Annotated in this window: 21 protein-coding genes and 1 pseudogene; 14 read left to right on the forward strand and 8 right to left on the reverse strand. The window is 73.9% G+C overall.

Translation table 11 applies throughout. The annotated features are described in order from the left end of the window. Positions 1 to 16: 16 nt before the first annotated feature. From ACQPW6_RS19575 to paaA, 5 genes are read right to left on the reverse strand one after another with little or no spacing between them, the layout of a single operon-like run. Positions 17 to 1114 carry a 2Fe-2S iron-sulfur cluster-binding protein gene (locus ACQPW6_RS19575; RefSeq protein ID WP_433890936.1) on the reverse strand — a complete coding sequence of 366 codons (1098 nt, stop codon included), beginning with the start codon at positions 1112 to 1114 and terminating at the stop codon, positions 17 to 19. Continuing rightward, positions 1115 to 1624 (reverse strand): 1,2-phenylacetyl-CoA epoxidase subunit PaaD, encoded by a 510-nt coding sequence (paaD, locus tag ACQPW6_RS19580; RefSeq protein WP_433890937.1) that lies wholly within the window; start codon positions 1622 to 1624, stop codon positions 1115 to 1117. It abuts the gene before it with no gap. Further along, positions 1618 to 2394 (reverse strand): 1,2-phenylacetyl-CoA epoxidase subunit PaaC, encoded by a 777-nt coding sequence (paaC, locus tag ACQPW6_RS19585; protein ID WP_433890938.1) that lies wholly within the window; start codon positions 2392 to 2394, stop codon positions 1618 to 1620. Before paaC ends, paaD begins: the two co-directional genes overlap by 7 nt. After that, positions 2391 to 2687 (reverse strand): 1,2-phenylacetyl-CoA epoxidase subunit PaaB, encoded by a 297-nt coding sequence (paaB, locus tag ACQPW6_RS19590; RefSeq protein ID WP_433890939.1) that lies wholly within the window; start codon positions 2685 to 2687, stop codon positions 2391 to 2393. The genes paaC and paaB overlap by 4 nt, the downstream gene beginning before the upstream one ends. After that, a complete protein-coding gene (gene paaA / locus ACQPW6_RS19595; RefSeq protein WP_433890940.1) occupies positions 2684 to 3736 on the reverse strand; it encodes a 1,2-phenylacetyl-CoA epoxidase subunit PaaA in 1053 nt (350 codons plus the stop codon). Before paaA ends, paaB begins: the two co-directional genes overlap by 4 nt. A 209-nt stretch (positions 3737 to 3945) precedes the next feature. Here paaA and ACQPW6_RS19600 point away from each other — a divergent pair, with 209 nt between their 5' ends. Genes ACQPW6_RS19600 through ACQPW6_RS19610 form a run of 3 tightly spaced genes read left to right on the forward strand, consistent with a single transcriptional unit; the run spans position 3946 to position 6818 of the window. Next, positions 3946 to 4608 carry a DUF5819 family protein gene (locus tag ACQPW6_RS19600; protein ID WP_433890941.1) on the forward strand — a complete coding sequence of 221 codons (663 nt, stop codon included), beginning with the start codon at positions 3946 to 3948 and terminating at the stop codon, positions 4606 to 4608. Further along, positions 4605 to 5936, forward strand: coding sequence for an HTTM domain-containing protein (locus tag ACQPW6_RS19605; protein WP_433890942.1), 1332 nt, complete (start codon positions 4605 to 4607; stop codon positions 5934 to 5936). The genes ACQPW6_RS19600 and ACQPW6_RS19605 overlap by 4 nt, the downstream gene beginning before the upstream one ends. Before the next feature lie 33 nt (positions 5937 to 5969). Next, the gene (locus ACQPW6_RS19610; RefSeq protein WP_433890943.1) at positions 5970 to 6818 is read left to right on the forward strand and encodes a TrmH family RNA methyltransferase; all 849 of its coding nucleotides are present in this window, start codon (positions 5970 to 5972) and stop codon (positions 6816 to 6818) included. A 23-nt stretch (positions 6819 to 6841) separates the two neighbouring features. Here the strand turns inward: ACQPW6_RS19610 and paaN are convergent, their stop codons facing one another. Further along, positions 6842 to 8536: a phenylacetic acid degradation protein PaaN gene (paaN, locus tag ACQPW6_RS19615; protein WP_433890944.1), complete on the reverse strand. Its 1695-nt coding sequence runs from the start codon at positions 8534 to 8536 to the stop codon at positions 6842 to 6844. Positions 8537 to 8677: 141 nt separating this feature from the next. Here paaN and ACQPW6_RS19620 point away from each other — a divergent pair, with 141 nt between their 5' ends. Both ACQPW6_RS19620 and ACQPW6_RS19625 read left to right on the forward strand, forming a co-directional pair. Then, positions 8678 to 10219: a 3-hydroxyacyl-CoA dehydrogenase gene (locus ACQPW6_RS19620; RefSeq protein ID WP_433890945.1), complete on the forward strand. Its 1542-nt coding sequence runs from the start codon at positions 8678 to 8680 to the stop codon at positions 10217 to 10219. Continuing rightward, entirely contained in the window at positions 10216 to 10803 is a 588-nt protein-coding gene (locus tag ACQPW6_RS19625; protein WP_433890946.1) for a TetR/AcrR family transcriptional regulator, read from the forward strand. The genes ACQPW6_RS19620 and ACQPW6_RS19625 overlap by 4 nt, the downstream gene beginning before the upstream one ends. A gap of 10 nt (positions 10804 to 10813) precedes the next feature. Here ACQPW6_RS19625 and ACQPW6_RS19630 read toward each other — a convergent pair whose 3' ends face one another. Next, a complete protein-coding gene (locus ACQPW6_RS19630; protein WP_433890947.1) occupies positions 10814 to 11296 on the reverse strand; it encodes an Lrp/AsnC family transcriptional regulator in 483 nt (160 codons plus the stop codon). Between the two features lie 170 nt (positions 11297 to 11466). Here ACQPW6_RS19630 and pdhA point away from each other — a divergent pair, with 170 nt between their 5' ends. The 6 genes and pseudogenes from pdhA to ACQPW6_RS19660 all read left to right on the forward strand — a co-directional run bounded on the left by pdhA (position 11467) and on the right by ACQPW6_RS19660 (position 18447). Beyond that, complete coding sequence (pdhA, locus tag ACQPW6_RS19635; protein WP_433890948.1) at positions 11467 to 12567, forward strand: pyruvate dehydrogenase (acetyl-transferring) E1 component subunit alpha; 1101 nt, start codon at positions 11467 to 11469, stop codon at positions 12565 to 12567. Further along, positions 12564 to 13595 (forward strand): alpha-ketoacid dehydrogenase subunit beta, encoded by a 1032-nt coding sequence (locus ACQPW6_RS19640; RefSeq protein ID WP_433890949.1) that lies wholly within the window; start codon positions 12564 to 12566, stop codon positions 13593 to 13595. Before pdhA ends, ACQPW6_RS19640 begins: the two co-directional genes overlap by 4 nt. Further along, a complete protein-coding gene (locus ACQPW6_RS19645; protein ID WP_433890950.1) occupies positions 13595 to 14935 on the forward strand; it encodes a dihydrolipoamide acetyltransferase family protein in 1341 nt (446 codons plus the stop codon). The genes ACQPW6_RS19640 and ACQPW6_RS19645 overlap by 1 nt, the downstream gene beginning before the upstream one ends. 52 nt (positions 14936 to 14987) lie before the next feature. Beyond that, positions 14988 to 15908, forward strand: a pseudogene (locus ACQPW6_RS19650) (NTP transferase domain-containing protein); the annotation flags it as partial. Positions 15909 to 15928: 20 nt separating this feature from the next. Continuing rightward, the gene (locus tag ACQPW6_RS19655) at positions 15929 to 17446 is read left to right on the forward strand and encodes a molybdopterin-binding protein (RefSeq protein ID WP_433890951.1); all 1518 of its coding nucleotides are present in this window, start codon (positions 15929 to 15931) and stop codon (positions 17444 to 17446) included. A gap of 227 nt (positions 17447 to 17673) precedes the next feature. After that, a complete protein-coding gene (locus ACQPW6_RS19660) occupies positions 17674 to 18447 on the forward strand; it encodes a hypothetical protein (RefSeq protein WP_433890952.1) in 774 nt (257 codons plus the stop codon). Here the strand turns inward: ACQPW6_RS19660 and ACQPW6_RS19665 are convergent. Continuing rightward, positions 18428 to 19873, reverse strand: coding sequence for an MFS transporter (locus ACQPW6_RS19665; protein WP_433890953.1), 1446 nt, complete (start codon positions 19871 to 19873; stop codon positions 18428 to 18430). The genes ACQPW6_RS19660 and ACQPW6_RS19665 overlap by 20 nt on opposite strands. A 102-nt stretch (positions 19874 to 19975) precedes the next feature. Between ACQPW6_RS19665 and ACQPW6_RS19670 the strand changes: the two genes are divergently transcribed. The 3 genes from ACQPW6_RS19670 to ACQPW6_RS19680 all read left to right on the forward strand — a co-directional run bounded on the left by ACQPW6_RS19670 (position 19976) and on the right by ACQPW6_RS19680 (position 23037). Continuing rightward, positions 19976 to 20941, forward strand: a complete 966-nt coding sequence (locus tag ACQPW6_RS19670) for an NAD(P)H-quinone oxidoreductase (RefSeq protein WP_433890954.1) — start codon at positions 19976 to 19978, stop codon at positions 20939 to 20941. A gap of 106 nt (positions 20942 to 21047) precedes the next feature. Further along, positions 21048 to 22133: a hypothetical protein gene (locus ACQPW6_RS19675; protein ID WP_433890955.1), complete on the forward strand. Its 1086-nt coding sequence runs from the start codon at positions 21048 to 21050 to the stop codon at positions 22131 to 22133. A gap of 163 nt (positions 22134 to 22296) precedes the next feature. Then, on the forward strand, positions 22297 to 23037 hold the full coding sequence (locus ACQPW6_RS19680) for a PadR family transcriptional regulator (RefSeq protein WP_433890956.1): 741 nt from the start codon (positions 22297 to 22299) through the stop codon (positions 23035 to 23037). Positions 23038 to 23101: the final 64 nt, after the last annotated feature.

Below are 23101 nucleotides of genomic sequence, written 5' to 3' on the forward strand. Positions count from 1 at the left end.
CCGGCGGCGCGTCCTGTCAGCCGTCGAAGTCCACCTCGACCACCGGCGTGACCGGGTGCGACTGGCAGGCCAGGACGTAGCCGGCCTCGGTCTCCTCCGGCTCCAGCGCGAAGTTGCGGTCCATCCGCACCTCGCCCGACACCAGCTTGGTCCTGCACGTCCCGCACACCCCGCCCTTGCAGGCGTAGGGCGCGTCGGACCGGTTGCGCAGCACCGTCTCCAGCACCGACTCGCCCTCCAGCGACGGCCAGCTGCCGCCGCGCCCGTCGAGCGTCGCCCGCACGGTGGCGCCGCCGGGTATCAGGGCCCCGACCGGGGTCGGCGCGGGGACCTCGTCCACGTGGAAGATCTCCTGGTGGACCCGGGACCGCGGCACCCCGAGCGCCCGCAGCGCCCGCTCGGCGGCGCTCACCAGCCCCAGCGGCCCGCACAGGTACCAGCCGTCCACCTCGGGCACCGGCAGCAGGGCGGGCAGCAGCGACGTCAGCCGGGCCTCGTCCAGCCGTCCTGAGGGCAGGCCGGCCTGCTGCTCCTCGCGGGACAGCGCGGACACCAGCTGGAACCGGTCCGGCCACCGGTCCTTGAAGTCCGCCACCTCCTCCAGGAACATCGTCGACGCCGCCGTCCGGTCACTGCGCACCAGGCAGAACGTGGCACCGGGCTCGCGGGACAGCACGGTGGCGATCTGGGACATCACCGGGGTGATCCCGCTGCCGCCCACCACCGCAGCGAAGCGGCCGGGGCGCGGGTCGAGCACGAAGCGGCCGGCCGGCGTCATCACATCCACCTCGTCGCCCACCGCCAGCTCCTTGGCCGCGTAGGTGGAGAACTCGCCCTGCTCCAGCAGCCGCACCCCCACCCGCAGCAGCCGCGGACCGGCACCGGGCGAGCCGCCGTCCGGGGCACTGCCCGGTGCGCCGTCCCCTGCCGCGACCGGGTCGCACAGCGAGTACGTGCGGCGCACCTCGGGGCCGTCGGACAGCCGGCGCAGCGCGATGTGCTGGCCGGGCGCGTAGCGGTAGGCGGCGCGCAGCTCCTCCGGGACCTCGAAGGCGATGGTCACCGAGTCCTCGGTGAGCCGGCGGATCTCCGCCACCCGCAGTGGATGGAACATTCACACCTCCTTGAAGTGGTCGAACGGCTCACGGCAGGACTCGCAGCGGCGCAGCGCCTTGCACGCGGTGGACGAGAAGCGGCTCAGCAGCACGGTGTCGGTGGAGCCGCAGTGCGGGCAGCGCACGGCCAGGTCCACCGCCACCGGGCCCGGCTCCCCGGCGGCCGGCAGCCGGCGCGGCGGCGCCACCCCGTGCTCGGCTAGCTTGCGGCGGCCCTCGGCGCTGATCGCGTCGGTGGACCAGGCGGGGGAGAGCACGGTCCGCACCGACACCTCGGACATGCCGTGCGCGGTGAGCACCTCGGTGATGTCGGCGGCCATCGTGTCCAGCGCCGGGCAGCCGGTCCAGGTCGGCGTCAGCTCCACCTGCACCCGGCCGGGCCCCGTGACCCGTATGCCGCGCAGCACGCCGAGCTCGGCCAGCGAGACCACCGGCAGCTCCGGGTCGGGCACCGCCCCGGCCAGCCGCAGCAGCTCCTCCTCCAGCGGGGTGGCGGTCGTGGTCACCATGACGCCCCCGGGTGGGCGCGGTGCAGATACTGCATCTCGGCCAGCAGTCTGCCGAGGGCCTCGGTGTGGACGCCCTGCCTGCCCGCCCCCGCCGACCACGCGATGCGGTCGGGGCCCTCCGGCATCTCCAGGGTGGCCCGGCGGACGGTGCCCGCGACCCGCTCCAGCCAGGCATCGCGCAGCGCGGGCAGCTCGACGCCGAGTCCTTCGAGCGGCTCGAACAGCTCGCCGGTGTACCGCCACAGCCCGTCCAGCGCGCGCTGCATCCGGCGGCGGCTCTCCTCCGTGCCGTCGCCGAGCCGCAGCGTCCACTGCTCGGCGTGGTCGCGGTGATAGGCGACCTCCTTGACCGCCTTGCCGGCCAGCGGGGCCAGCTCGCCGCCGGCGGCGGCCAGCGCCGCGTACAGCAGCTCCTGGTAGACGGAGTAGTACAGCTGCCGGGCGATGGTGTCGGCGAAGTCGCCGTTGGGCCGCTCGACCAGCTGCACGTTGCTGAACTCGTGCGGCTCCCTGCGGTAGGCCAGCTCGTCCTCGTCGCCGGTCAGGGACAGCAGGGTGCGGGCCTGGCCGAGCAGGTCCAGCGCGATGTTGGTGAGGGCGACGTCCTCTTCCAGCACCGGCGCGTTCCCGGCCCACTCCCCCAGCCGCTGGGCGAGCACCAGGGCGTCGTCGCCCAGCGCGAGCGCGGCGCGGGCGGTCGCCGCCGCGGCCGCCGGGCTGGCCTCGGGGGTGGCGGGCGGTGTGGTCGACGGCGTGGTCTGCGTGCTCACAGGTGCTTCACCCCTTCCGGGATCTCGTAGAACGTCGGGTGCCGGTACGGCTTGTCCGCGGCCGACTCGAAGAACGGGTCCTTCTCGTCCGGCGAGGACGCGGTGACCATCGCCGACGGCACGACCCAGATCGAGACGCCCTCGGCGCGCCGGGTGTAGAGGTCCCGGGCGTTGCGCAGCGCCATCTCCGCGTCGGGCGCGTGCAGGCTGCCCGCGTGGCTGTGGCTCAGCCCGCGCCGGCTCCTGACGAAGACCTCCCACAGCGGCCAGTCGCCCTGCTGCTGCCCGCTCATGCGACCGCCTCCGCGTCTTCCCCGCCGGCCGGTCCGGCCGGACCGGCCTTTCCCGCCGCCTGCTTGGCCGCGTACGCCGAGGCCGCCTCCCTGACCCAGGCGCCCTCCTCGTGCGCGGTGCGCCGCCGCTCCAGCCGCTCCTCGTTGCACGGCCCGTTGCCCCGCAGCACCTCCTGGAACTCCGTCCAGTCGATCGCCCCGTAGTCGTGGGCGCCGCGTGCCTCGTTCCACCGCAGATCGGGGTCCGGCAGGCTCAGGCCGAGCACCTCGGCCTGCGGGACGCATATGTCCACGAAGCGCTGGCGCAGCTCGTCGTTGGAGTGGCGCTTGATCTTCCACTCCATGGACTGCGAGGAGTGCGCCGACTCGTCGTCCGGCGGCCCGAACATCATCAGCGACGGCCACCACCAGCGGTCCACCGCGTCCTGCGCCATCGCGTGCTGGGCCGGGGTGCCGCGGCTGAGGGCGAGCAGCAGCTCGTACCCCTGCCGCTGGTGGAAGGACTCCTCCTTGCAGATCCGCACCATGGCCCGGGCGTAGGGGCCGTAGGAGCAGCGGCACAGCGGGACCTGGTTGGTGATCGCCGCGCCGTCCACCAGCCAGCCGATCGCGCCGACGTCCGCCCAGGTCAAGGTGGGGTAGTTGAAGATCGAGGAGTAGCGCTGGCGGCCGGCGTGCAGCTTGTCCAGCAGCTCGTCCCGGCCCACCCCGAGGGTCTCGGCGGCGCTGTAGAGGTAGAGGCCGTGGCCTGCCTCGTCCTGCACCTTGGCCATCAGGATCGCCTTGCGGCGCAGCGAGGGGGCCCGGCTGATCCAGTTGGCCTCCGGCTGCATGCCGATGATCTCGGAATGGGCGTGCTGGGCCATCTGGCGGACGAGCGTGGCCCGATAGGCGTCCGGCATCCAGTCCCGCGGCTCGATCCTGCCGTCCGCGGCCACCGTCGCGTCGAACGCGGCCAGCAGGGCGTCCGCGTCCCGCGCCGCCGCACCGCCGGCCGTCGGACCGGCCGTCGTCCCGCCCGCCGCCGCGGTCGTCGCCGTCGTCGTCATCCGGATGCCTCCCACTCCTGCTCGGCCGCCGATCGGTCCTGGACCAACCGACCGATCGTTCGGTTCACTCCATGGTCGGTGTGCCGCGGTAGGGGTGTCAACCCGTTCCTCAGCCTGTGGATAACTCGGTAAGGTCACCGCCGGAGCCCGTGATGGGTAGCGTGCTGCGCGGCAACCGCATTCGGGGCGCAGGTGAGAGCGGAGAGACCATGCAGTCATTGGACGGGCCGCCGCCCAGAACGGCGGGGCTTTCGCTGCCGGCGCGAATAGCCGTGGCGGTGATGGTGGGCGCCGTCGCGGTCGGCGCGCTCTACCACCTCGGCATGGTGTTCCTGCATGTCGCGCCGTCGAACTCGCTCAGCAAGGACCACAGCGCGGCGGTCACCGAGTACATCTATCCGGAGTTCGAGCAGAACTGGAAGCTGTTCGCGCCCGACCCGGTGCAGCAGAACGTGCACGTCCAGGCCCGTGCCGAGGTCCGCATGGCCGACGGCAGCACGCGGACCACCGGCTGGGTGGACCTGACCGCGCAGGACATCAGCGCGATGCGGCACGATCCGCTGCCCAGCCACGCACAGCAGAACGAGCTGCGGCGGGCGTGGGGCTTCTACACCGACACCCACGACGCGCAGGACCAGCCCAACAGCGGCGACCGCAGCGACCTGAGCCGGACCTACCTGCAGCGGATCATCCAGCAGCGGTTCGGCGCGCGACTCAACGGCGGCTCCGTGGTCCGGATCCAGGCGCGGTCGGCCACCACCCCGCTGCCGCAGCCGTTCGTCACCGGCGCGCAGACCGTCACCACCCAGTACCGGGTACTGCCCTGGTGGTCGCTCAGCGGCACCTCGGCCGGGCAGGAGAACGCCTCATGAGCGCCCCCCGCACGCACGCCGACCTCGCCGCCGACGGCCCGCCGCCCTCCCCGTTCGCCGGGCTGGCCGCCGGGATGGAGCGGGGCATCGCCCGCGGCCTGGCCCGGATCACCGGCGGCGCCATCGGCCAGTACCAGGTCGCGATCGTCCGGATCGGCTTCGCCCTGACCGAGCTGCTGTTCCTGCTGCGCGAGATCCCGCACCGCTCCGCGCTGTACGGACCGGACAGCGCCTGGGGCTTCGACCTGGCCACACAGCTGGTGGCCGGCAACCACGCCTTCACCGTGCTGCTGTGGAGCGACAGCCGCGCCTGGTTCGAGCTGGTCTACGTCGGGGCGATCGCGGCCTGCGTGATGCTGCTGCTCGGCTGGCGGACCAGGACCGCGTCGGTGCTGTTCATGATCGCCGTGCTGTCATTGCAGAACCGCAGCGTCTTCATGGGCGACGGCGGCGACAACGTCATCCACCTGATGGCGATCTATCTCGTCTTCACCCGCTGCGGCCAGGTCTGGTCGCTCGACCGCTGGCTCGCCGACCGGGCCGAGCGGACGCGGAAGGCGGCGACCAGCAGTCCGGACGGCGCGGAGCCCCCCGCCGCCGTTGCCCGGCCCCTCGGAGCCGGGCTCGACCCCGCCGGTATCGCGCTGTGGACGGTGCTCGGCGCCGCGCTGCTCGCCGCCTCGCTCGCGGGCAAGCTCAGCACCGGCTGGGCGCTGGCCTTCTGGGGCGGCTGGCTGCTCCAGGGCATCTGGTGGACGGTGCGCCGGTACGCGCCGGGCGAGCCGCGCACGGTGATGGACATCTTCGCCGACATCATCCACAACGGCGCGATGCTGGTGATCGTCGTCGAGGTGTGCCTGATCTACTCCACGGCCGGCTGGTACAAGATCCAGGGCAGCCGCTGGCAGGACGGCACCGCGCTGTACTACCCGCTGCATCTGGACGACTTCACGCCCTGGCCCGCGCTGTCGCACGCGCTGGCCGGCAACGAGCTGATGGTCATGCTGATCACCTACGGCACGGTCATGGTCCAGGTCGCCTTCCCCTTCACACTGTTCAACCGCCGGGTCAAGAACGTGCTGCTGGTGGCGATGATCCTGGAGCACGCCTCCATCGCCGTCGTACTCGGCCTGCCCTTCTTCTCGCTGGCGATGATCGCCGCCGACGTCGTCTTCCTGCCCACCGGCTTCCTGGTCTGGGCCGGCGACCGGCTCACCCGGCTGGTGCGCCCCCGCCGGGAGACACCGGCGCCGGTGATCCACGGGCAGCGCGAGGCGCCCTCCGAGGAGTCAGCGGTGGGCCGGCCGCCGCCCAGTGCGGTGACGTGATCCGGGCCGCCGCCGTCCCCGTACGCTGACGGCATGACCGAGGACGCCGGAACGGCGGCGGGCGGCACCGCCCCTGACGAGGGCGGCGAAGGGCCCGCGGAGGCCGTCGTAGGCCACTGGCGGGCGGCCGACGGCAGCGACGACGTAGTGCTGCTCGACGGCTTCCACGCCCTGAAGCACGCCCTGCGCTTCGGCGCGGACGTCCGGGTCGCGGTCAGCGCCGACAAGGACGCCACGCTGCGGCTCGCCGCCGACCTGGCCCCCGACCTGACCGCGGACCTCGCGGCCCGGCTCAGCCGGCTCCCGGCCGGTGTGCTGCGCGGCCTGGTCGGCCGGGTGCACCCCACCGGGGTGGCCGCGCTGGCCGGCCGCCGCGAGCGGGCGGCGAACCTGGCCGCCCTCTCCGGCACGCCCCGGCTCGCTCCGGTGGTCGTCCTGGACAGCCCGCGCAACCTCGGCAACGTGGGTGCGGTGATCCGGCTGGCCGCGGGATTCGGCGTCACCGGTGTCGTCACCACCGGCGACCTGGACCCCTGGCACCCCAACGCGGTGCGCTCCGGCGCCGGACTGCACTACGCGACCGCCGTGGAGCGCCTCACCCCGGACTCGCTGCCGCCGGGACCGCTCTACGTCCTCGACCCCGAAGGCGCCGACATCCGCCGCACCGAGCTGCCCGATGACGCGCTGGTCGTCTTCGGCTCGGAACGGCACGGGGTCTCCGACGAGCTACGGGGCCGGGCGGCCGCGCTGGTGGCACTGCCCATGCGGGCCCAGGTCTCCAGCTACAACCTGGCCACCAGTGTCGGCATGGCGCTCTACCACTGGGCCGCCACCTCCCGCTCCCCGCTGGTCCCCGGCCTGTCCGCCGCCGACCCGCACTGAGCGCCCGGCGCGCCGGGCGGCTCTCACGCCGGCCGCCGCACCTCCACCATCCGGAACCGGCTCGCCACGAACGCCCCGTCGCAGAGCGCCGCGTTGGCCGCCGGGTTGCCGCCCGAGCCGTGGAAGTCGGAGAACGCCGCCGTCTGGTTGACGTACACCCCGCCGGTCAGGTTCAGCGACAGCTGGGCGCACTCCTCCCAGCAGACCTCCTCCAGCCGCCGTTCCACCTCGGCGGAGGTGGTGTAGCCGCCGACGGTCATCGCGCCCTTGTCCCGGATCGTGCGGCCCAGCAGCTCCAGCGCGTCCTCGGTGGAGTCCACGGTCACGGCGAACGCGACCGGTCCGAAGCACTCCGACAGATACGCCGCCTCCGGGTCCGGCTTGGCCCCGTCCAGCTTGACCAGCACCGGGGTGCGGACCGTCGCACCGGGGAAGTCGGGATGGCTGACCTTCCGCGAGGCGAGGGCGACCTCTCCTATGCCGGGCGCGGCGTCGAGCCGCGCCTTGACCTCCGGGTTCACCAGGGCGCCCAGCAGCGCGTTGGCCCGGGCGTCGTCACCGAGCAGCCCGTCCACCGCGGCGGCAAGATCGGCCACCACCTCGTCGTACGTGCGCGGCCCCTGGTCGGTGGTGATGCCGTGCCGGGGGATCAGCAGGTTCTGCGGGGTGGTGCACATCTGGCCGCTGTAGAGGGACAGCGAGAAGGCGAGGTTGGCCAGCATCCCGCGGTAGTCGTCGGTGGAGTCCACCACCACCGTGTTGACGCCGGCCTTCTCGGTGAAGACCTGCGCCTGCCGGGCGTTGGCCTCCAGCCAGTCGCCGAAGCCGGTGGAGCCGGTGTAGTCGATGATCCGGACCTCGGGGCGCAGGGCCAGGGTCTTGGCCAGGCCCTCACCCGGACGGTCGGCGGCCAGGCAGACCAGATCGGGGGAGAAGCCCGCCTCGGACAGCACGTCACGGGCGATCCCGACGGTCAGCGCCAGCGGCAGCACCGCCCGCGGGTGCGGCTTGACCAGCACCGCGTTGCCGGTGGCCAGCGACGCGAACAGGCCCGGGTAGCCGTTCCAGGTCGGGAAGGTGTTGCAGCCGATCACCAGGCCGATGCCGCGCGGCACCGCCGTGAACGTCTTGCGCAGGTTGATCGGATCGCGCTTGCCCTGCGGCTTGATCCATTCGGCGCTGTCAGGGGTGCGCACCTGCTCCACATAGGCGTACGCCACCGCCTCCAGGCCGCGGTCCTGCGCGTGCGGGCCGCCCGCCTGGAAGGCCATCGTGAACGCCTGGCCCGAGGTGTGCATCACCGCGTGCGCGAACTCGTGGGTACGCGCGTTGATCCGGGCCAGGATCTCCAGGCACACCATCGCCCGGGCCTCGGGACCCGCGTCCCGCCAGCGGGGCATCGCCGCGCGCATCGCCGGCAGCAGCACGTCCGGATCGGGGTGCGGGTAGGTCACGCCCAGCTCGATGCCGTACGGCGACCGCTCGCCGCCGGTCCACTCGTCGGTGCCCGGCTGGTCGAGCGCGAAGCGGTGTCCGAGCAGCGCCTCGAAGGCCGCCCGGCCCTCCTCGGCGTCGGCATACGCTTTCGGGTGCTCGGGATACGGCGTCCAGTAGGCACGGGTCCTGATCGCGTCGAGCGCCTTGTCGAGCGTGCCGCGGTGGCGTTCGAGCAGGGGCGCGGGTTCGATCGTGGAGACGGGGGACGGATCGGCGGACATGGGACCAACTCCTTGCCGAGCTGGGCTGAGTGGATGCGACACGGCTAGATTAACCGAATGTTCGGTCGGGACAAGGGGAGAGATCCCGGCCTGTGGATAACTTCAGAACCCGGCAGGAACCGGCAGGAAGGCGTGCAGACCGTGACCGCACTTGACCGCGAGAGCACCGTGGCCGTCGTCGGCACCGGCACGATGGGCCAGGGGATCGCGCAGGTGGCGCTGCTGGCCGGCCATCGCGTGCTGCTCCACGACACCGCGCCCGGCCGGGCGCAGGCGGCGGCCGAGGGGATCGGCGGCCGGCTCGACCGGCTGGTGGCCAAGGGCCGGCTCGAACCCCGTGACCACCAGGCCGCGATGGCCCGGCTCACGCCGGCCGAGTCCGTCATGGAGCTGGCCGGATGCGCGCTGGTGGTGGAGGCCGTGGTGGAGGACCTGGCCGCCAAGCAGCGGCTCTTCTCGGAGCTGGAGGAGGTCGTCACCGAGGACTGCCTGCTGGCCACCAACACCTCCTCGCTGTCGGTGACGGCCGTGGCGGGCGCGCTGGCGCGGCCCGGCCGGCTGGTCGGGCTGCACTTCTTCAACCCGGCCCCGGTGCTGCCGCTGGTCGAGGTCGTCGCGGGCGCCGCCGGCGACGCCGCGGCCGTCGCGACCGCCTACGACACGGTCGCCGCCTGGGGGAAGACCCCGGTGCACTGCACCGACACCCCCGGCTTCCTGGTCAACCGCGTCGCGCGCCCCTTCTACGCCGAGGCGCTGCGGGTGTACGAGGAGCGGGCCGCGGACCCGGCCACCATCGACGCGCTGCTGCGCGAGAGCGGCGGCTTCGCCATGGGCCCGTTCGCACTGATGGACCTGATCGGCCAGGACGTCAACGAGGCCGTCACCCGTTCGGTCTGGGAGGCGTTCCTGCACGATCCCAAGTTCACCCCGTCGCTCGCCCAGCGCCGGCTGGTCGAGTCGGGCCGGCTCGGCCGCAAGTCCGGGCGCGGCTGGTTCTCGTACGACTCGCAGAACGAGGGCGCCCCGCACCGGATGGGCGGCGCGCACGGGGAGGCGGCGGGACCGCGGAACGCGCAGCCCGCCGCAGGGCCCGGCCGGGTGGTGGTGCGCGGCTCGCTGGGACCCGCGCGGGCGCTGGCGGAGCTGGCCGCGGAGTCCGGTATCGAGGTGGCCGTGGACCCCTCGGCGGGCGACGCCGCGATCCTGCTGCCGAGCGGGACACCGATGCGGCTGGCCGACGGGCGGCTGCCGGACGGGCCGGGGATCCAGTTCGACCTGGCGCTGGACTACCGGGCCGCCACCCGGATCGGCATCGCGCCCTCGGGCCCGGTGCACGCCGCGGACGTAGACCAGGCCGTCGGGTTCTTCCAGGCGCTGGGCAAGGAGGTCAGCGTCATCAGGGACGTGCCGGGCATGGTGGTGGCGCGGACGGTCGCGATGCTGGTCGACCTCGCGCTCGACGCACTGGCCGGCGAGATCGCCTCGGCCCGCGACATCGACACCGCCATGCGGCAGGGCGTGAACTACCCGCTGGGCCCGCTGGAGTGGGGCGAGCGGATCTCCGCCTCCTATGTGCGCGATCTGCTCGAGGCCCTGCACGTCTGGTACCCCGGCGGCCGGTACGCGCCCTGCCCCGAGCTGAGGCGGCGTGCGGCCGCGGAAGGAGGTGTGGTCTCCTCATGACCATGTCCAAGCGCGACACCTATACGCCTGATTCGCTGCTCGCCGTCGCCGTCGGGGTCTTCAACGAGCGCGGTTACGACGGCACGTCCATGGAGGACCTCTCGCGTGCGGCGGGCATCTCCAAGTCGTCGATCTACCACCATGTGCGCGGCAAGGAGGAACTCCTGAACCGGGCGGTGGGCCGCGCCCTGGACGGCCTCTTCGGCATCCTGGACGAGCCGGAGGCGCTCAGCGGGCGCGAGGTGGGCCGGCTCGAGCACGTCACCAGGCGTACGGCGGAGGTGCTGATGGACGAGCTGCCGTACGTCACCCTCCTGCTGCGGGTGCGCGGCAACACCAGGACCGAGCGCTGGGCGATGGAGCGGCGCAGGGAGTTCGACCAGCGGGTGGCGGAGCTGCTGCGGGCCGCGACCGCGGCGGGCGACCTGCGGGCCGACGTGGACGTCAGGCTGGCCACCCGGCTGCTGTTCGGGATGATCAACTCGATCGTGGAGTGGTACCGCCCCGACGCCAAGGGTTCGGCGGACCGTCAGCAGGTGGTGGACGCGGTGGTGCGGCTGGCGTTCGACGGCCTGCGCACGTAGGCGGGCCTGATCAACCGCGGGTCACCGGGTCCGTCTCCTCGAAGACCAGCAGCGTCCGGCTGCTGAGCACCTCCTCGATCGCCTGCAGCCGGGTCAGCACCAGCTCGCGCAGGCTGCGGTTGTCCACCGTGTGCACCAGCAGCAGCACATCGAAATCCCCGCTCACCAGTGCGATGTGGACGACGCCCGGAAGAGTGACGAGCTTCTCGCGGACGGTGCGCCAGGAGTTCTGGACGATCTTGAGCGTGATGTACGCCGAGGCGCCCTGCCCGGCCCGCTCGTGGTCCACCCGGGCGGTGAACCCGCGGATCACCCCGTCCTCCATCAGCCGGTTGATCCGGGCGTAGGCGTTGGCGCGGGAGACGTGCACCCGCTCGGCCACCGACCGTATGGAGGCCCGGCCGTCCTCCTGGAGCAGCCGCAGGATCGTGCGGTCGATGGAATCCAGCGGCCGGACCGCCGGCTCCTCTTCGGCCATCTGTTCGCTCGCCATCCCCCGGGGCCTCCTTACCATGGACGTACTGGCTCCATCTCAGGCTGTGCAGAACCGTTTGTCCACAGGCAGAACCACCCGGTAGCCAAAATGCCTCCGGCAACCGAACAATCGGTAGGGAGCGAACACGCTCACGCCCTTCGGTCACCGATCACAAGGAGGTGCTCGTGATGACCTTGCTTGACACCCCCGCGTGGCGTCCCCGCACTGCCGCCGCGCCGCTGCTGCCGGACCCGGAGCCGTACCGGCTGCTCGGCACCCCCGCCGCCGACGGCATCGACCCCGCACTGCTCGGCCGGCTGTACGGGCAGCTCGTGCGCGGCCGCCGGTTCAACCAGCAGGCCACCGCGCTGACCAGGCAGGGCCGGCTCGCCGTCTACCCGTCAAGCACCGGCCAGGAGGCCTGCGAGATCGCCGCCGCTCTCGCGCCGCGCCCCCAGGACTGGCTGTTCCCCAGCTACCGCGACACCCTCGCGGTCGTCGCCCGCGGGGTGGACCCGGTGCAGGCGCTCACCCTGCTGCGCGGCGACTGGCACACCGGCTACGACCCGCACGAGCACCGGGTGGCGCCGCTCAGCACCCCGCTGGCCACCCAGCTGCCGCACGCGGTCGGCCTGGCCCACGCGGCCCGGCTCAGCGGCGACGACGTGGCCGCGCTCGCCATGGTCGGCGACGGCGGCACCAGCGAGGGCGACTTCCACGAGGCGCTGAACTTCGCGGCCGTCTGGCGCGCCCCGGTGGTCTTCCTGGTGCAGAACAACGGCTTCGCCATCTCCGTACCGCTCGCCAAGCAGACCGCGGCCCCCAGCTTCGCCCACAAGGCGGTCGGCTACGGGATGCCCGGACGGCTGGTCGACGGCAACGACGTCGCGGCCGTGCACCAGGTGCTGACCGAGGCCCTCGACCGGGCGCGCGGCGGCGGCGGACCGACCCTGGTGGAGGCCGTCACCTACCGGATCGACGCGCACACCAACGCCGACGACGCCACCCGCTACCGCGAGGACACCGAGGTCGCCGCCTGGAAGGCACACGACCCGATCACGCTGCTCGAACGGGAGCTGACCGGCCGCGGGCTGCTGGACGACGCGGCCAGGAGCAGCGCGAAGGAGGCCGCCGAGACGATGGCCGCCGCGCTGCGCGAGGGCATGAACGCCGACCCGGCGCTCGACCCGATGGAGCTGTTCGAGCACGTCTACGCCGAACCCACCCAGCAGCTGACCCGCCAGGCGGCGCAGCTGCGGGCCGAACTGGCAGCGGAGCACCAGTCATGACGACCGCGGCACCCACGGCCGGCCGCGCCGCCGCGCCGGCCCGCAAACCCGCCACCATGGCGCAGGCCCTCAACCAGGCCCTGCGGGACTCGCTGGCCGCCGACCCGGCCGTGCACGTCATGGGCGAGGACATCGGCACGCTTGGCGGCGTCTTCCGGATCACCGACGGCCTGGCCGCGGAGTTCGGTGACGACCGCTGCACCGACACCCCGCTGGCCGAGGCCGGCATCCTCGGTACGGCCGTCGGCATGGCGATGTACGGGCTGCGGCCGGTGGTCGAGATGCAGTTCGACGCGTTCGCCTACCCGGCGTTCGAGCAGGTGGTCAGCCATGTCGCCCGGATGCGCAACCGCACCAGGGGCGCGCTCCCGCTGCCGATCACCATCCGCATCCCATACGGCGGCGGCATCGGCGGCGTCGAGCACCACAGCGACTCCTCCGAGGCGTACTACGCGCACACCCCCGGGCTGCACGTGGTCACCCCGGCCACCGTCGAGGACGCCTACGGGCTGCTGCGCGCGGCCATCGCCTCCGACGACCCGGTGGTCTTCCTCGAACCCAAGCGGCTGTACTGGTCCAAGGCCGACTGGTCCGCGGCGGAGCCGGCCGAGGTGGCGCCCATCGGGCGCGCACAGGTGCGGCGGGCCGGCCGCACGGCCACCCTGATCACCTACGGTCCCTCGCTGCCGGTCTGCCTGGAGGCGGCCGAGGCGGCGAAGGAAGAGGGCTGGGACCTGGGCGTGGTGGACCTGCGCAGCCTGGTGCCCTTCGACGAGGAGACCGTCGCGGCGGCCGTACGCGGCACCGGACGCGCGGTCGTCGTCCACGAGTCGTCGGGATTCGGCGGCATCGGCGCGGAGATCGCCGCGCGCGTCACCGAGCGCTGCTTCCACCATCTGGAGGCGCCGGTGCTGCGGGTCGCCGGATTCGACATCCCCTATCCGCCGCCGATGCTGGAACGGCACCACCTGCCCGGTGTCGACCGGATCCTGGACGCCGTCGGGCGCCTGCAGTGGGAGGAGGGGTGATGGCCGCGGTCAAGGAGTTCACCCTTCCCGACCTGGGCGAGGGACTCACCGAGGCGGAGATCGTCCGCTGGCTGGTGGAGGTCGGCGAGGTGGTGGCCGTCGACCAGCCGGTGGTCGAGGTGGAGACGGCCAAGGCGGTCGTCGAGGTGCCCTGCCCGTACGGCGGTGTGGTCACCGCGCGCTTCGGCGCGGAGGGCGACTCGCTGGCGGTCGGACGGCCGCTGGTGACGGTGGCGGTCGGGTCGTCGGGTGCGTCGGACGAGGCTCCCGGCGGTTCGGACGACGCGGGCTCGGGAAACGTGCTGGTCGGCTACGGCACCGGGGCAGCGGTGGCCCGGCGGCGGGGCCGGGTACGGGAGGTGGCGCACGCGGTCGCGGCCCCGGCCGCTCCGGAGACGGACGCGGGCGCGCGGGTGGCGGTCGCGGCGCCGGCCGCTGCCACGGATGTGCCTGCGGGCGCCGAGGACGGGCCGGTGGCCGTCATCTCGCCGCTGGTCAGGCGGCTGGCCAGGGAACACGGCCTGGACTTGCGGGCCTTGACCGGCAGCGGCCCCGAGGGGCTGATCCTGCGGGCCGACGTCGAGCGGGCGGTGACACGTGCCGCTGCCCCGGCCGTCGCCCCCGCTGCCGCCGCCACGTCCGCCGACGCGGCCGGGCAGCGGGTGCCGCTGCGGGGCATACGCGGCGCCGTCGCCGAGAAGCTGACCCGCAGCCGGCGTGAGATCCCCGACGCCACCTGCTGGGTCGACGCCGACGCCACCGAACTGCTCGCGGCCAGGGCGGCGATGAACGCGGCGGGCGACTGGCGGATCTCGGTGCTCGCGCTGTTCGCCCGGATCACCACGGCGGCACTGGCCAGGTTCCCCGACCTCAACGCCGCGGTGGACACCGAGCACAACGAGATCGTCCGGCTGCCCGCCGTCCACCTCGGTTTCGCCGCGCAGACCGAGCGCGGGCTCGTGGTGCCGGTCCTGCGGGACGCCCAGGACGGGACCACCGCGTCGCTCTCCGCCGAGATCGGCCGGCTGACCGAGGCGGCGCGCACCGGCGCGCTCTCGCCCGCCGAGCTGACCGGCGGCACCTTCACCCTGAACAACTACGGGGTGTTCGGGGTGGACGGTTCCACGCCGATCATCAACCACCCGGAGGCGGCGATGCTCGGGGTCGGCCGGATCGCGGCCAAACCGTGGGTGCACCAGGGCGAGCTGGCGGTACGCCAAGTGGTGCAGCTGTCCTTCACCTTCGACCACCGGGTGTGCGACGGCGGCACGGCGGGCGGTTTCCTGCGGTTCGTGGCCGACTGCGTGGAGCACCCGGCGGTGCTGCTCGCGGCGATATGAGCGGCGCCGGCAGCGGTGGGCCGGGGCGCGCGGCTCGGGGATACTCGCGGGCATGACGACAACGGGCTTCGACGCGGTGGTGCTGGCCGGCGGCGCCGCCAGCCGGCTCGGCGGCACGGACAAGCCCGCCCTGACGGTCGGCGGCCTGATGCTGCTCGACCGGGTGCTCGGGGCCTGCGCCTCGGCGGCCGGCACCGTGGTGGTCGGGCCGCGGCGGCCGACCGCGAGGCCGGTGCGGTGGACGCGGGAGGAACCGCCCGGCGGCGGCCCGCTGCCCGCGCTCGCCGCGGGACTGGCCGCACTCGGCGCCGGGGAGGGCGGTTCCGGCGGGCGGCAGCGCCCCGGCATCGTGCTGGTGCTCGCCGCCGACCTTCCGTTCCTGACGGCGGACACCGTGGCGGCACTGGCCGGCTCGCTCGCCGCGACGGAGGACGAGGGCGTGCTGCTCGTCGACGCCGGCGGCCGGGACCAGCCGCTCGCGGCCGCCTACCGCGCGGAGCCGCTGCGCCGCGAGATCGCGCTGCTGTCGGCCGAGCACGGCGGTCTGTCCGGGCTGCCGCTGCGGCTGCTGACCGGGGAGTTGGCGCTCCGCCGGATGCCCGATCCGACCGGCGAGGCGTCGTTCGACTGCGACACCTGGGACGATGTCGCGGCGGCCCGGGCCCGGTCTGACGCGGCGTCCGAGGGGTGAGCCTGCCGGGCACGGCGGGCCGGATCAGGGACGATGGTGCTTGTGTTGGACGAATGGATCGCAGCAGCCAAGACCGAACTGGGCATCGACCTCGACGTGGACACCGGCGTCCTGCTCGACCTCGCCCGTGACGCGGCGCACGGCGTCGCCCGCCCCGCCGCCCCGCTGACCACGTTCCTGGTCGGCTACGCGGCGGCGCAGGCCGGCGGCGGCCCCGAGGCGGTGCGCGAGGCGGCCCGCAAGGCCGCGGCGCTCGCCCTGCGCTGGGCCGAGGAGTCCGACGGCGACTCGGACCCGGCGAGATGAGCGGCCCAGGCGGTCAGGACGCCGCCGACCGGGCTCTCGACGACGCCCTGGCGCTGGCCAACGAGCGGCGCCGGCCGTCCGCCCCCGGCAGCCCCGCGACCCCCCCGGATCCCCACGACCCGCTGTCGGTCGCCCTCGGCCACGACGAGCCGCCGCGGCCCGCCCGGCCGGCCGAGCGACCGCGCGAACCCGGCGCGGCGGCCGATCCGCTGGCGGTGGCGCTGGGGCTCGGCCGCGAGGACACCGGGTCAGACCCCGCCGCCGAGCCGCCCGGCCGCCCGGGCCGCTCCCCCGCGCAGGCCGAGGACGGCATCCCGTGGCCCGAGGCGCGGAAGGCGGCCCGGCTCGCCGGGCGGCGGCTGCCCGCCCGGACCGCGGAGCTGGGCGAGGGCGCGCTCGGGATGGCGCTGGCCCGCGCGCTGGTGGCGCTGACCGACCTGCCGTCGTTCGACACCTCCGCGATGGACGGCTGGGCGGTGGCGGGCAACGGCCCCTGGCGGCTGCGCGGACGGCTGATGGCCGGACACCGCTCCGCCGAACCGCTGCACGACGGGCACGCCGTGGACATCGCGACCGGCGCCGCGCTGCCGCCCGGCGCGACCTCGGTGCTGCGCAGCGAGCACGGCCGGATCGAACGGCGCACCGACGGCGAGTGGCTGCGGTTGCGGCCGGACCGGCGGGCCCCGGAGCCCGGGCAGGAAGTGCGGCGGCGCGGCCAGGAGTGCCGGGGCGGCGACGAGCTGCTGCCCGCCGGGACCGTGGTCACCGCGGCCGTACTCGGCCTGGCGTCCGCGGCCGGCTACGACGAGCTGGCCGTCACCACCCGCCCCCGGGTCGAGGTGCTGGTGCTCGGCGACGAACTCCTGGACCACGGCCTGCCGCGGGCCGGCCGGGTACGGGACGCGCTGGGCCCGATGCTGCCGTCCTGGCTGCGCGCGCTCGGCGCCGAAGTGACCTCCGTGCGGCGGCTGGCGGACGACGAGGGACAGCTGTACGAGGCGGTGGCCGGCAGCACCGCCGAGCTGGTGATCACCACCGGCGGCACCGCGGGCGGACCGCGCGACCACGTCCACCCGGTGCTGGCCAGGGCCGGCGCCCGGCTGCTGGTCGACGGGGTGGCGGTACGCCCCGGGCACCCGATGCTGCTGGCCCGGCTGCCGTCCGGCGGTCACCTCATCGGACTTCCCGGCAACCCGCTCGCCGCCGTGGCAGGGGCGCTGACGCTCGCCGCTCCCCTGCTGCGCACCCTCGCCGGCCGGCCGGTGCCCGCCCCCTACGCGGCGCCGCTCACCGCCGACGTGCCCGGCCACCCGGTGGACACCCGGCTCGTGCCGGTCGTCTTCGACGACGAGTCCGCCGCCCGCCCGCTGGACTTCGCCGGCCCGGCGATGCTGCGCGGCCTGGCCGCCGCCGACGGCATGGCCGTGATCCCGCCCGGCGGCGCCCGGGCGGGAGACGACACCGCGGTGCTCGACACCGGCGTGCTCGACTCCGCCTGGGGGAGCGGCGGTTGACCCGTCGTCAACACGGGTGTGTCCAGCGGGCCGCCGGATGCCCCGTGGGACGCCGGGTGCGCGGGAATGCTTAGCTGTACGGCGAAACTCGAGGGAAGATCGAACCGGTCTCCGGCCCGATGCGCCTCGACCGGGCCCGGACTCCCCAGCGGGCGTCCGGCCACCCGGCCGGACCCGCCGCGGTCCGGGCTCCTCGTGGCACACCCCACCTCAAGGAGGCCATGTTGGTGAAGAAGAAGCTCCTCAGGGCCCTCGGCCTGCTCGCCGCGGCGGTGGGCCTGGTCACCCTGGCGGTGCCCGCGCAGGCCGCGGCCCCCGTGTACTCCGGGACGGGCTGGAAGATCGAGACCTACAACGGCATCCACTCGCTCAGCCCCGACCCGTATGTGATCCAGCTGGTCAAGCCCACCACCGGCGACAAGCTCACCGCCGCGCAGAACAAGACCGCCGAGGCACAACTGCGGGCGCAGCTGACCAGGACCGCCGCGCTGCTCACGTCGATCACCGGCACCACGTTCACCCTTTCCAGCACCTATCACTCGGCCGAGACCTCCTGCACCACCGCGGAGCGCCATGTGATCGTGGTGGGCCTGCGCTACCGGCCGGCCCCCGGCGCCAAGCCGGGCACGTCGCAGACCTGGCCCTGCTACGCCAGCGCCAACAATTCCGCCTGGGGCAGCTGGATCTGGATGGACAGCGAGTACTGGAACCCGGCCGTCTGGACCATCGACCCGTGGCGGCTGGCGAACGTCGAGAGCCACGAGATGGGGCACGCCGTCGGCCTCGATCACCCGAACGTGGACGGTTCGGACGCCGACTCCACTGCTGACCCGTACGAGTGCGTCACCAACAGCAGCAAGGACACCCCGCTGATGTGCTCGCCCAACGGCGGTTACGGCGCCGGCAGCGGCGGCAGCGTGACCCGGGCCGAGCAGCACGCCGGCGAGTACACCCCGTGGGACATCGCCGGCCTGAAGGCGCTCAAGGCGAACTTCGGCTGAGCCCGGCCTGCTCCCGCCGCTGCCCCGGGACCTGGCCGCGTATGGCGTGGCCGGTGCTCGGGTGCAGCCGCAGCGCGCCCGCGGTGGCCGCGAGCGCGCTCAGGGCGAGCAGGCAGAACGCGATCCCGTAGTCCGTGCCGAGCGAGACGCGGTGGCCGGTGGACAGCCGGCCCAGCGGCCCGCCCAGCCGCAGCGCGACGGTCGCGGCGGCGACGCCGAGGCCCGCGGCGAGCTGGCCCATGGTGGCGTTGAGGGTGTTGGCGTTGCGCATCTCCTCCGGCGGTATGTCGGCGAAGGCCAGCGTCGTGTAGCCGGTGAGGCCGAGCGAGCGGGCGGCGCCGCTCACCACGGCCATCACGGCGATCAGGACGAGCGGTGTGCCCGCGGTGATGAAGGCGAAGCCGGCCATGGTGCCCGCCAGCACCAGCCCGGACAGCGTCAGCAGCGGCCGGTAGCCGAACCGCGAGAACAGGTAGGTGGTCGCGGGCTTGATGCCGATGTTGCCGACGAAGACGAACAGCAGGACCGCGCCCGCCCTGACCGCGCTCCAGCCGAACACCACCTGGAACAGCAGCGGCAGCAGGAACGGCACCGCGCTGACCGCCACCCAGAACGCCGAGCCGCCGGAGACGGTCGCCCGGAACGACTGCAGCCGCAGCGTCCGCAGGTCGATCAGCGGGTGCCGCGCCCGCCGCAGGTGCCGGACGGCGAAGACGAGCAGCAGCAGCGACGCGGAGCCGAACGCCGTCGGCAGCTGCCACGATCCGCCGGTGCCGGACAGCAGATGGCCGGTGTACGTGAGGGCACCCAGGCCGGCCGAGGTCAGCAGCACGCCCAGCCAGTCCAGCGGCGGCGGCACGGACTGCGGCCCGGCCGTGATCAGCCGTCTGGCGAAGGCGAACGCGGCCGCTCCGAGCGGGATGTTGATCAGGAACAGCCAGCGCCAGCTGGCGTAGGTGGCGATCGCCCCGCCGAGCGGCGGCGCGATGACGGGGGCGAGCAGCGCGGGCCAGACCATGAACGACACCAGTCGCGGTATGTCCGGCTTGGCTGCGCCGCTCAGTGCCGTCAGCCGGCCGACCGGCACCATCATGGCGCCGCCGGCGCCCTGGAGCACCCGCAGCCCGACGAGCTCACCGAGGCTGGTGCTGCACGCGCAGGCCAGTGACGCGAAGGTGAACAGGGCGATGGCGGTGAGGAAGACCCGCCGGGCGCCGTGGCGCGCGGTCAGCCAGCCGCTGAGCGGGATCAGTACGGCCAGGGTGAGCAGGTACGCCGTGACGACCAGGCCGATCGCGGTCGCCGAGACGCCGAGCGAGGTGCCGATTCGCGGTGCGGCCGTCGCGACGATCGTGCCGTCCAGGTTCTCCATGAACAGGCAGCCCGAGACGAGAAGCGCGATGGCGCGTTGCCGAGAATCGATCATATGTCCACCCTGCGGGGTGGTAAATGCCGAGCACAAGGTCCGGACCATCGAACGGGGGCGCCGACCTTCGTCCCTGGTCCGGCGGGCGCTAACGTCGGGAGCATGCGTGCGATCACGATTGACGAGCCGGGCGGTCCCGAGGCGCTGGTCCTGGCGGACGTTGCCGACGCGGTGGCCGGGCCCGGCGAGGTGCTGGTCGAGGTCGCGGCCTCGGCGGTGAACCGGGCCGACGTGCTCCAGCGGCAGGGGCACTACGCGCCTCCGCCGGGTGCGTCGCCCTACCCCGGACTCGAGTGCTCCGGGCGGATCACCGAGGTCGGGGCCGGGGTGGTCGGCTGGGCGGTCGGCGACGAGGTCTGCGCGCTGCTGGCCGGCGGCGGCTACGCCGAGAAGATCGCCGTGCCGGCCGGGCAGCTGCTGCCGGTGCCCAAGGGCGTCGACCTGGTGACGGCGGCGGCGCTGCCCGAGGTCACCTCGACGGTGTGGTCGAACGTGTTCCAGCTCGCCCACCTGCACCTGGGGGAGACGCTGCTCGTGCACGGCGGGTCCAGCGGGATCGGGACGATGGCGATCCAGCTCGGCAAGGCGGTCGGGGCGAGGGTGGTCGCCACCGCCGGCAGCGCGGACAAGCTCGCGGTCTGCCGGGAGCTGGGCGCCGAGCTGGCCGTCAACTACCGGGAGCAGGACTTCGTCGCCGAACTGGGTGAGCACGGCGCCGACGTGATCCTGGACGTGGTCGGGGCGAAGTACCTGGACCGGAACCTGGACGCGCTGGCGCTCAACGGCCGGCTGGTGGTGATCGGCATGCAGGGTGGGACGAAGGCGGAGCTGAACCTCGGCAAGCTGATGGCCAAGCGCGGCGCCGTCCTCGCCACCAGCCTGCGGGCCCGGCCGCTGGACGAGAAGGCGGCGATCGTGGCGGCCGTGCGCGAGCACGTCTGGCCGCTGATCGAGTCGGGAGTCGTGCGGCCCGTGGTCGATCGGGTGGTGCCGCTCGGGGAGGCCGCCGACGCGCACCGGCTGATGGAGAGCAGCGCGCACATCGGAAAGATCCTGCTCGCCGTCTGACCGCGGGCCGGCCCTCCCCACCAGGCTTGCCTCGCGCCCGAGATGCCGGAATTGTCGCCGCGTGTGACGCTGAACGCACACAGGGTTCGGCGGAGAGGCGATACGCGTGCGGTGGCCATCCGGCAGGCGAGACGCAATACGCACCCGGCGGGGCACGGCCGGTCGCTCGGCGCCGGTCGCCGCTCCGGCTTCCGCCGCCGCGGGGGCCGCCGATCGGATTCCCAGCAGCGCGCCGACCGCGGTTCTCACCCGCCGGGCGACGCCCCTGATCCTGGCGGCCACCCTGCTCGGCCCGGCGGCAGCCACGGTGTGGGCCGCCGACCAGGCGGCCGCCGCCACACGGCACGACATCCGGCGGCCGGCCGTCACCAAGGCGCTGAGAATGCCGGGCGGAGCCGGACGGTTCCCCGTCGGCCCGGCCGCAGCCCCGCTGCCCTTGCCGTCCGTACCGGGCGAAACCGGCCTGTCCGCGCTGGTGGACGGCCTGCTGCCCGGACTCGCGGGTCCCGACCGGGATCCGGCCGTCGGCGGCCCGCCGGCCGGCGACCCGGGCTCCGCCGAGTCCGGCAGCGGCGGCACCGATCCGCGGCAGCCTCCCGCGGAGCCCGCCACCACCGAACCCCCCGCTGCTCCGCAGCACTCGGCGGCCGGATCCGGGCCGTCCGGCGCTCCGCTCGGGAGCGCGGTCGGCGCGGCGGGCGCCGCCGCCGATCCCGCTGAACCCGCCGCCGGGACCGGGATCACCGACGATCCGGGGCAGGGCCTGCCTTCGGCAGGCGGGGTCGCCGTCACGACGCCAACCCCCTCGTCTTCTCCCGCCGCGGCCTTTCCCTCCACGGCCGTGCCGACGACGGCGCCGCGGCCGCCGGCCCCGACCGCACCCGCGCGGGCGCCGGCCGGGGGAACGGCACTGCATCACCGGCCGCCGCCGATGCCGGCGCCGCGGCTGGACCTGACCGCCCGCGGGCTGGTCGTCCGGCCGCCCGCGCGGGGTTCGTCGGGTAGCCAGTCGCTGGTGCCGGACGCGGCCGGGGCCGCTCCGGTGGCGGTGGTTCCGGTCGCGGGGCCGGAGCAGCCCCGCGATCAGGTGGCCGCTTACATTCCCGCGCGTCGCGTGTTGCCGCTCGGGGCCGGACTGGCGCTGATCGGGCTGGGGTTGGGATTTCTGGGGATACGGCTGCGGCGTCAGTGACGTCTCGGCTGATTACTCTCTGTGATGACATGGGATCATGATTACCCCTCCCTCGGTCGATCTCAAAGCCCCGAGCTAATCGACCACTCGTTCGAGTGAAGTCGGATCCCCGATCCCGGATCGGCCTTGCCATCCACCACCTTACTCGGTATACATACTCAGTATGTCGATCCGTCACGGCCTGCTGGCCCTCCTCGACCGGGGCCCGCGCTACGGCTACCAGCTCCGCACCGAGTTCGAGACCCGCACCGGTTCCACCTGGCCGCTCAACGTCGGGCAGGTGTACACCACGCTTTCCCGGCTGGAACGGGACGGCCTGGTGGTGCCCGCGGGTGAGGACGAAGGAGGCCATGCCCTCTTCGCGATCACTGAGGGTGGCCGGGACGAGCTGCGCGCGTGGTTCGCCAGCCCGGTCGACCGGGCGAATCCGCCGAGGAACGAACTGGCCATCAAGCTCGCGATGGCGGTCGGCTCCGCGAAGGTGGACGTGCGCGCGGTCATCCAGGCCCAGCGCGTCCACACCATCCGGGCCATGCAGGACTACACGAGGCTGAAGAGCCAGGCCCTGGAGGCGGCGGCCCGCGGCGAGGGCGCTCCCGACACCGACGACGTGGCCTGGCAGCTGGTCCTCGACCAGCTGATCTTCCAGGCGGAGGCCGAGGCCCGCTGGCTCGACCACTGCGAGACCAGGCTCGTCCGGCTGTCGGCCACCGCGTACACCGACCCCGATGCCAACGCCGCAGCCAACGTGGCCGCCAAGTCCGCGACGACCGCCCCCGGCCCCGGTACCGCCCCGGCCGACCCCGCCGCCGACCCCGAACGCGAACCCGATCCGGGCCCCGTCGCCGCAGCCGCGGACGGAGGGCTGCGCGCCGCTCTGCGCCGCTCCCGTCCGCGCAACTAGCCCGCCCCACCCGCACGCCGACCGCCTAAGACCACGTCAGACCGCGGCAGACCGCTCCAGAAGC

This window comes from Streptomyces sp. CA-111067 (genome assembly GCF_050956065.1).
In the GTDB taxonomy this organism is placed as follows: domain Bacteria; phylum Actinomycetota; class Actinomycetes; order Streptomycetales; family Streptomycetaceae; genus Actinacidiphila.